General features: G+C 64.1%; 8 protein-coding genes. 4 read left to right on the top strand and 4 right to left on the bottom strand.

The window, feature by feature from the left end:
- On the bottom strand, positions 1 to 306 hold a 306-nt coding region (locus Q7J58_RS05245; RefSeq protein WP_304824423.1), incomplete at its 3' end, for a homocysteine S-methyltransferase family protein.
- Positions 307 to 627: 321 nt separating this feature from the next.
- Between Q7J58_RS05245 and Q7J58_RS05240 the strand changes: the two genes are divergently transcribed.
- Together Q7J58_RS05240 and Q7J58_RS05235 are read left to right on the top strand one after the other, a co-directional pair.
- A complete protein-coding gene (locus Q7J58_RS05240) occupies positions 628 to 1,245 on the top strand; it encodes a YqiJ family protein (RefSeq protein WP_304824420.1) in 618 nt (205 codons plus the stop codon).
- Between the two features lie 28 nt (positions 1,246 to 1,273).
- Positions 1,274 to 2,989 (top strand): flotillin family protein, encoded by a 1,716-nt coding sequence (locus Q7J58_RS05235; RefSeq protein WP_304824417.1) that lies wholly within the window; start codon positions 1,274 to 1,276, stop codon positions 2,987 to 2,989.
- A gap of 112 nt (positions 2,990 to 3,101) precedes the next feature.
- Here the strand turns inward: Q7J58_RS05235 and Q7J58_RS05230 are convergent, their stop codons facing one another.
- Positions 3,102 to 5,159, bottom strand: coding sequence for an NADPH-dependent 2,4-dienoyl-CoA reductase (locus Q7J58_RS05230; protein WP_304824414.1), 2,058 nt, complete (start codon positions 5,157 to 5,159; stop codon positions 3,102 to 3,104).
- Positions 5,160 to 5,271: 112 nt separating this feature from the next.
- Here Q7J58_RS05230 and Q7J58_RS05225 point away from each other — a divergent pair, with 112 nt between their 5' ends.
- Positions 5,272 to 5,691 carry a rhodanese-like domain-containing protein gene (locus Q7J58_RS05225; protein ID WP_304824433.1) on the top strand — a complete coding sequence of 140 codons (420 nt, stop codon included), beginning with the start codon at positions 5,272 to 5,274 and terminating at the stop codon, positions 5,689 to 5,691.
- Between the two features lie 70 nt (positions 5,692 to 5,761).
- Positions 5,762 to 7,660, top strand: a complete 1,899-nt coding sequence (recQ, locus tag Q7J58_RS05220) for a DNA helicase RecQ (RefSeq protein WP_304824411.1) — start codon at positions 5,762 to 5,764, stop codon at positions 7,658 to 7,660.
- Positions 7,661 to 7,801: 141 nt separating this feature from the next.
- Here recQ and Q7J58_RS05215 read toward each other — a convergent pair whose 3' ends face one another.
- Positions 7,802 to 8,257, bottom strand: coding sequence for a chemotaxis protein CheX (locus tag Q7J58_RS05215; protein ID WP_304824408.1), 456 nt, complete (start codon positions 8,255 to 8,257; stop codon positions 7,802 to 7,804).
- A 10-nt stretch (positions 8,258 to 8,267) separates the two neighbouring features.
- Positions 8,268 to 8,639: a response regulator gene (locus tag Q7J58_RS05210; protein WP_304824405.1), complete on the bottom strand. Its 372-nt coding sequence runs from the start codon at positions 8,637 to 8,639 to the stop codon at positions 8,268 to 8,270.
- Position 8,640: the final 1 nt, after the last annotated feature.

The following is an 8,640-nucleotide window of genomic DNA, read 5'->3' as shown; positions in this document are numbered from 1 at the left end:
GTGGGCCATGTCGTAGTCTTCCTGCGCGATCGTGGTGGCGCCGAAGGTGTTGGTCTCGATCAGGTCGGCGCCGGCGGCGAGGTAGCCCTCGTGGATGTCGCGGATCACGTCGGGACGCGTGAGGCTCAGCAGCTCGTTGTTGCCCTTCACGTCTTTGTGAAAGTCCTTGAACCGTTCGCCGCGGTACTGCGCTTCGCCCAGCTTGAAGCGCTGGATCATGGTGCCCATGGCGCCGTCCAGAATGGCGATGCGTTGCGAAAGAATGGCGGGCAGCGCCTGGGCGCGGGTGTAGGTTGGGGCGGTCATGGGCAGGATTGTAGAAACCATGTTGCTGGGCCGCGCACGACACCTCAAATCCACTGCGCTGGGTGCGGTGTTGACCGCGCATTTGAAACAGCCACCTTTGATCACGTTTCACCTGCGCTGAAATTCGCTACGATCATTCAACATCACGGTTGTGCCCAACAGGAAGGCAGGAAAGGAACGGACATGGGTGACATCTGTGCGCCAACCCATCTTCGGTGTGATGGCTGGCGGCGCTCACACACCGTCGGCCCAAATTGAAAGCAGCGTCAACGGTGCGTGCCAGGAACGGGGGCGCACGGTGAATTTCCAACAAGGACAACCATGATCTGGTTTGCACAAGAAACGTGGCCTTTCGGGTCTGCCCTGTTGCTCATGTTGGCCCTCTTCGTCATGGAGGGGGCCGGCCTGTTGTTTGCCGCCAGTCCATCCAGCTGGCTGGATGGACTGGTGCCCGATTTGCCCGACAGCCTCGAAGGCCCGCTGGCCTGGTTGCACGTGGGCAAGGTGCCATTCCTGATGCTGCTGGGCATCTTTCTTGCGGGTTTCTCCATGAGCGGTTACGCGATTCAGGCATTCAGCAGTGCCCTGTTCGGCCAGTTGATGCCCGCATGGCTTGCCGCCGTTCCCGCCATGTTGGGTGGGATGTCTCTTGTCCGCAGACTGGGTGGTTTGTTGGCCCGTCTCGTGCCCAGCGACGAAACGTCTGCGGTCAGCGAAATGAGCCTGATCGGCCGGGCTGGCCTCGTCGTTCAGGGTACCGCGCGACAGGGCTCTGCAGCGCAGATGAAACTCAGGGACATGCACGGCCGGACCCACTATGTTTTGGTCGAGCCGGACCTTCCAGGCGAGACCTTTGAAGAAGGGGTTTCCGTGCTGTTGGTCAAAAAGAATGGTGCCCGCTACATGGGCATACGCAACCCCCATCCAGAGCTGCTCTGACAACCGCAACGACATCCAAAGGGAAAACATGTTTGAACTCTTGCTCAATATCGGCGTGCCTGCGGCCATCGGTCTGTTTGGCCTGGTCTTCATCGGTCTCATCTTTGCCCGGCTCTACCACCGGGCCACCAAGGAAACCGCCTTCGTTCGAACCGGCCTGGGCGGCCAAAAGGTGGTCATGGACGGCGGCGCCATCGTGTTGCCCATCTTTCACGAAACCATTCCCGTGAACATGAACACGCTCAAGCTGGAGGTCTCGCGCCGGGAAGAGCAAAGCCTGATCGCGTTGGACCGGATGCGCGTCGATGTGGCGGCGGCCTTTTTTGTGCGGGTCCGGCAAGTGGCCGAATCCGTGAGCACCGCGGCTCAGACCCTGGGCCGCAAGACCATGGCGCCCAATGAGCTGAAAATTCTGGTCGAAGACAAATTCGTGGACGCTCTGCGGGCCACCGCGGCCACCATGACCATGCAAGAGTTGCAGGACAAGCGCCGCGAGTTCGTGCAGGCGGTGCAAAACGCCGTGGCCGAAGATCTGGAGAAAAACGGTCTGGAGCTCGAAGCGGTTTCCTTGACCAGCATGGACCAGACATCCAAAGAATTCTTCAACCCGAACAACGCCTTCGATGCCGAAGGCCTGACGCGGCTGACGCAAGAAACCGAAGCGCGGCGCAAGCAACGCAACGACGTTGAACAAGACACCGAAGTGCAGGTTCGGACCAAGAACCTGGAAGCAGAGCGCCTGAAACTGGACATCACCAAGCAGCAGGAATTCGCCACCCTCACACAGCAGCAGGAAATTGCCAACGCCAAAGCGGACCAGGTGGCCGAGATTGCCAAGATCGAAGCAGAACGGCACCGCGAGGCCGAAGAAGTGCGCATCAACGCCGAGCGTTTGGTCAAAGAGCGCCGCATCGAAGCGGACCGCACGGTCAACAGCGCCGAGATCGACAAGAACCTGACCATCCAGAAAAAAACCATCGAAGCGGAGCGGGAAACCAAGGTCAAGCAAGCTGAACAACGCCAGTCGGTCGAGCTGGCCAACCAGGACGCTGCGATTGCGATTGCACGCAAGTCTCAGGAACAGTCGCAAGCGGATGCCGTGGCCAACGCGGCGCGAGCCGAAGCCGTCAAGGCAGAAGAAGCCGTGAACACGGCGCGGGAAGTGGCGATCGCAGAACGCGGCAAGTCGATTCAGCTCATCGACGCGACCCGCGAAGCCGAGCAATCGGCCATTTCCGTCAAAGTGTCTGCTGAAGCCGAGCGTGAGGCCGCTGAAAACCGCGCGCTGGCACTCAAGGTGGAGGCGGACGCCAAACGCGAAGCCGCTCTGGCCGAAGCCGAGGGCATTGCCGCCATCAACGAGGCCAAGAATCGACTCGGAGCGGCCCAGATCGACTTGGCCGTTCGCATGCAGCTGATTCAGGCGTTGCCCAGCATCATTCAAGAGGCCTCCCGGCCCATGGAGAAGATCGATTCGATTCGACTGTTCCAGGTCAATGGCATGCCCATGGGCGGTGGCAGCGGTCATGCAGAGGGCAACGGCGCCCATTCGAACGGTTCGGGCTCATTGCCGGAACAGGTCATGAACTCGGCGCTGCAGTACCAGGTGGCCAAGCCCATCGTGGATGCGATCATGAAGGACGCCGGGTTGGCCAATCCGTCTTTGACCGGTATCAGCCAAACGGTGGCCGGTATTTTGAGCAGTGGCGGTTCGACTGCGGTGCCCCCAAAACCGCAAAACTGACCACCGCCAACGTGTGGTTTGAACCGTCAAAAAACCGCTGCCCAAGCTGGGAACCACCGCTGCTGGGTTCACAGACGCCTCCAGCGAAGCGTGTCGCTTTCTCGCCAGCGCTTTACAACCTGGCCGCCAGCCGAGCCGCCTGGTCGATGGCGCGTTTGGCATCCAGCTCGCCCGCCTCCAGCGCGCCGCCAATGACGTGCGCCGTCTTGCCCAGCGCCGCCAGCGCCTCGGCCAGCGGGCGAAACGGCAGCTGACCGGCGCACAGCACCACGGTGTCGCAGGGAATGCAGGTGGGGTCTTCGCGCTTCTCGCCGTGAGACACCCACAGGCCTTCGTCGGTGATGCGTTCGTAGTTCACGCCGCCGATCATCTCCACATGTTTGTGCTTCAGCGCGGTGCGGTGGATCCAGCCGGTGGTTTTGCCCAGGCCCGCGCCGAGCTTGCCGGCCTTGCGCTGCAGCAGCGTGACCTGGCGCGCCGGGGCCGACACCTGCGGCTTCGTGGTGGCCAGTCCGCCCACCGCCAGCGCCGGGTCGGCCACACCCCATTCGGCTTGCCAGGCGGGCAGGTCCAGCGTGGTGGAGGTACCGCTGTGCACCAGGTATTCGGCCACGTCAAAACCAATACCCCCCGCGCCGATGACGGCCACGCGCGGGCCCACGGGCTTGTGCTCGCGCAACACCTCGATGTAGCTCAGCACCTTGGGGTGGTCTTGCCCTGGAATCTTCGGGTCGCGCGGGCTCACGCCGGTGGCCACGATCACCTCGTCAAAGCCGGTCAGATCGCCCGCCTGCACCGTGCGCCCCAGGTGCAGTTGCACGCCGGTGGTGTCCACCCGGCGGCGCAGGTAGCGCAGCATCTCGTGAAACTCTTCCTTGCCCGGCACCTGCTTGGCCATGTTGAGCTGGCCACCGATGTCGCTGGCAGCGTCAAACAGCTGCACCGCATGGCCGCGCTCGGCCAGCAACGTGGCGGCGGTGAGACCGGCCGGGCCGGCGCCCACCACGGCGATGCGTTTCTTCTGGGTGGTGGGGCGGTACACCAGCTCGGTCTCGCGGCAGGCGCGCGGGTTTACCAGGCAGCTGGCGGTTTTGTTCTGGAACACATGGTCCAGGCAGGCCTGGTTGCAGGCAATGCAGGTGTTGATCAGGTCGCTCTGCCCGCGTGCGGCCTTGTTGACGAACTCGGCGTCGGCCAGCAGCGGGCGCGCCATGGACACCATGTCGGCCGCCCCGTCAGCCAGCAGCTGCTCGGCCACCTCGGGCGTGTTGATGCGGTTGCTGGCGACCAGCGGCGTGGTGATGCCGGCCGCGGCAAACTCGGCCTTCATTTTCTGGGTGACCCAGGCAAAGGCCGCGCGCGGCACGCTGGTGGCGATGGTGGGAACGCGCGCCTCGTGCCAGCCAATGCCGGTGTTGATGAGGCTGGCGCCGCCCCGGGCCACGGCGGTGCCCAGCTGCACCACCTCGTCCCACGAACTGCCGCCAGGCACCAGGTCGATCATGGACAGGCGGTAGATGAGGATGAAGTCGTGGCCCACCGCTTCGCGGGTGCGTGCCACGATCTCCAGCGGCAGCCGCATGCGGTGGCTGTAGTCGCCGCCCCAGGCGTCGCTGCGCAGGTTGGTGGCCTGGCTCAGGAACTGGTTGATGAAGTAGCCCTCGGAGCCCATGATTTCCACGCCGTCGTAACCCGCTTCGCGCGCCTTGGCCGCGCAGTTCACAAAGGCACGAATCTGCCGCTCGACCCCGCGCGCGGTGAGCGCAAACGGTGTGAACGGCGAAATGGGCGACTTCAGCCGCGACGGTGCCACCGCCAGCGGGTGGTAGCCGTAGCGCCCGGTGTGCAGAATCTGCAGCGCGATCTTGCCGCCGGCCTGGTGCACCGCGTCGGTCACCACCCGGTGGCGCCGGGCCGCGCCCGAGGTGGCCAGCGTGCCGGCAAAGGGCTTGGTCCAGCCCACGATGTTGGGCGAAAAACCGCCCGTGACCATGAGGCCCACGCCGCCTTCGGCCCGCTCGCGGAAGTAGGCGGCGAGTCGGGACAGGTCGCGCCCCTCTTCCAGGCCGGTGTGCATGGAGCCCATGAGCACGCGGTTTTTCAGGGTGGTGAACCCCAGGTCCAGCGGGGCCAACAGGTGGGGAAACAAAGCGGCGGAGGGGGTGGTCATGGGCAAAAGAGGTGGGCGGGTGGTGTGGCGCGTGGCGCAGGCCGCACAGCGTATCGGCTGGCGGCTGGGCCGCGTAGAGAGACCCACCTACAGATACCCGACAATAGCGGCCATGAAAAACCTGTCTCCCAAGGATGCCTGGGCCTGGCTGCAGGCCGAGCAGGCGCGCTGCGAAGCCGCCGGGCTCGAAGGCCCCCTGTTTGTTGATGTGCGCATGGAGATTGAGTCGCTCTACGTGGGGCGCCCGCCCGGCGTAGAAAACATCCCCTGGTACGAATACCCCGACCTCACGCCCAACCCGCAGCGCTTTGCCGAGACGGTGGAGAAGGAAGCCGGCGACAAAGCCCGCCCGGTGCTGCTGATCTGCCGCAGCGGCAAGCGCACCCTGGACGCGGGTGCCGCCCTGGAAGCCGTCGGCTTTGCCAACGTGGCACACGTGCTGCACGGCTTTGAAGGCGAGTTGAACGATGCGTTCAAGCGCTCCAGCCTCAACGGCTGGCGTTTTGAGGGCTTGCCGTGGGAGCAAATGTGACCGCTGGCTTGGGTTTTCCCGCGGGTGGGGTGGCCATGGCTTGCCACGTTTCAGCACCGGTGCTTTGGTCATGATGGACATGCCAACCGACACGCAGGCCGACTGCCTGAGCGTGCTGCAGGAAGTCTTCGGCTACGACGCCTTTCGCGGCCCGCAGGCCGATATCGTGGGCCATGTCAGCGCGGGTGGCGATGCATTGGTGCTCATGCCCACGGGCGGCGGCAAAAGCCTGTGTTACCAGGTGCCCGCCATCGTGCGCGAGCGCGCCGGGCACGGCCTCACGGTGGTGGTGTCGCCCCTCATCGCCCTCATGCACGACCAGGTGGGCGCGCTCATTGAAGCCGGCGTGGCCGGTGCCTTTCTCAATTCCAGCCTCACCAGCGAAGAAGCCCACCAGACCGAAAAACAACTGCTGCGCGGCGAACTGACGCTGATTTACGCCGCCCCCGAGCGCCTGACCACGCCGCGTTTTCTGGCGCTGATGGATGCGCTGCACGAGCGCGGCAAGCTCAGCCTGTTCGCGATCGACGAAGCGCACTGCGTGAGCCAGTGGGGCCACGACTTCCGGCCCGAATACCGCGCACTGGCCATCCTGCACGAGCGCTACCCCGGCGTGCCCCGCGTGGCGCTCACCGCCACCGCCGACGACCTGACCCGCGCCGACATCGTCGAGCGGCTGCAGCTGCAAAACGCGCGCACCTTCATCAGCAGTTTCGACCGGCCCAACATCCGCTACCAGTTGGTGGAAAAGAAAGACGCCACCACGCAGCTGATGCGCTTCATCCGCGACGAGCACACCCACAGCACGGGGCACGACGCGGGCATCGTCTACTGCCAGTCGCGCCGCCGGGTGGAAGAAGTGGCCGAGATGCTCAACACCGCTGGCCTGAACGCCTTGCCCTACCACGCGGGCATGGACGCGGCCAAACGCCAGCAGCACCAGGACCGTTTCTTGCGCGAAGAAGGCCTGATCATGGTCGCCACCATCGCGTTCGGCATGGGCATCGACAAGCCCGACGTGCGCTTTGTCGCGCACCTAGACATGCCCAAAAACATCGAGGGCTATTACCAGGAAACCGGCCGCGCCGGGCGCGACGGCGAACCCGCCAACGCCTGGATGGCCTACGGCCTGCAAGACGTGGTGAACCAGCGCCGCATGATCGACGAAAGTCCGGCAGCCGACGAATTCAAACAGGTGCTGCGCGGCAAGCTCGACGCGCTGCTGACCCTGGCCGAGGCCAGCGACTGCCGCCGCGTGCGCCTGCTGGCCTACTTTGGCGAAAAAAGCCAGCCCTGCGGCAACTGCGACAACTGCCTGCACCCGCCCGCGCTGTTTGATGCCACCGAATCGGCCCGCAAACTGCTCTCGTGCATCTACCGCGTGCAGCAAACCAGCGGCATGGCCTTTGGCGCCGGCCACATCATGGACATTTTGCGCGGCAAGCAGACCGACAAAATGGCGCAGTACGGGCACGACAAACTCTCAACCTTCGGCATTGGCGCCGACCTGTCCGAAACCCAGTGGCGCGCCCTGCTGCGCCAGCTCATCGCCATTGAAGCCGTGCAGGTGGACGCCGCGCACTACAACACCCTGCACCTGGCCAACGCCGCACGCGAGATTTTGAAAGGCCAGCGTCCGGTGGCGCTGAAGCTGGCCACCGAAAAAACCCCAGGCCGCACCAGCCGCAGCAAAACCGCCCGCAGCAGCGCTGCCGCCGCTGCGCCCGACGGCCAGCCGCTGAGCCTGAACGAGCGCGACTGCCTGGCCGCCCTGAAAGCCTGGCGCGCCGAAGTGGCCCGCGAACACAACCTGCCCGCCTTCGTGATTTTTCACGACAGCACCCTGCGCGCCATCGCCAGCCGCATGCCCCACACCGACGCCGACCTGGAAGGCATTGCCGGGCTGGGGCAGAAAAAGCGCGAAGCGTATGGGGCCGATGTGCTGCGGGTGGTGCGGGCGTTTGGGTAGTTGGCATGCGCAGTCGCGCGGGGATGGCCGGAACTCTCCATCAAGCGTGTTTATATACAGGCGGAACTTGAAACACCGGCTGTGGCGGCGCATCGGGCACTGCGTCAAAGAGGCACGGAAGCTGGCAGTGCGGACTTTGATTCAGCGGCGCTCCAGATCGACGCAGACCAGTGCCGGATGGCGGTTCCAGCGAAATGTGATGACGTAAGGCCGCTCGCGCACCCGGGCTGTGATGCCTTGCGCCCCACGCAGGCGGGTGGGCACGGAAATATCCAGCTCTGGGCCAAAGACCTTGCGCGCGTTACCTGCCAGTGTGTTGGCCACCTCGCCCACCGCGTCCAGCAGGTTGCTCTCGGTGAAGTTGCGTTCATGTTGCAGCACCAACAACTCGCGCAGCATGCCCTGCGGCATGGAAACCAGGATCTGACCACTGTAGCCGCCCATGAAGCTCACGATGCCGTTGAACTCGTGGCCGGTCACGTTGGCGTCGCCCAGAAAGGCGGAGGTGATCTCGGGTTCCTGGCCGGAGGTGGCTTTGAGGTAATGTTTGACGGCGTCCACGAACAGCCGCAAGTCGTCTTCGGTCAGGGTAGCCATATAGGGGCACTCAGTTGGGATTGCACACGTCGAGCAGGGCCAGCCGCAGCTCGTCGTCGGTAAATGGCTTGTTGATGAAACCGCGTGCTCCCATGCGCAGCGCCGTGATGGCCGTGGACTTGTCGTTGAGCGCGCTGACCACCAGAATGTTGGGCGGATCGGGCATGCGCATCAGTTCACGGATGGTTTCCACACCGTCCATTTCAGGCATGGTCAGGTCCATGGTGACCACATCAGGTCGGCTGACGCGGGCAATGCGCACGGCCTCGCGCCCATTGCGGGCCAGTCCAACAATAGAAATGCCCTTCATCTGTGTGGCCTCGACCACGCTGGCGATGCGGGTACGTATCAGGTTGGAGTCGTCAACGATGAGCAATTTCATG

It is taken from the genome of Hydrogenophaga sp., assembly GCF_030656115.1.
In the GTDB taxonomy this organism is placed as follows: Bacteria; Pseudomonadota; Gammaproteobacteria; order Burkholderiales; family Burkholderiaceae_C; genus Hydrogenophaga.
This window is presented reverse-complemented; position numbering and strand designations above follow the sequence as displayed.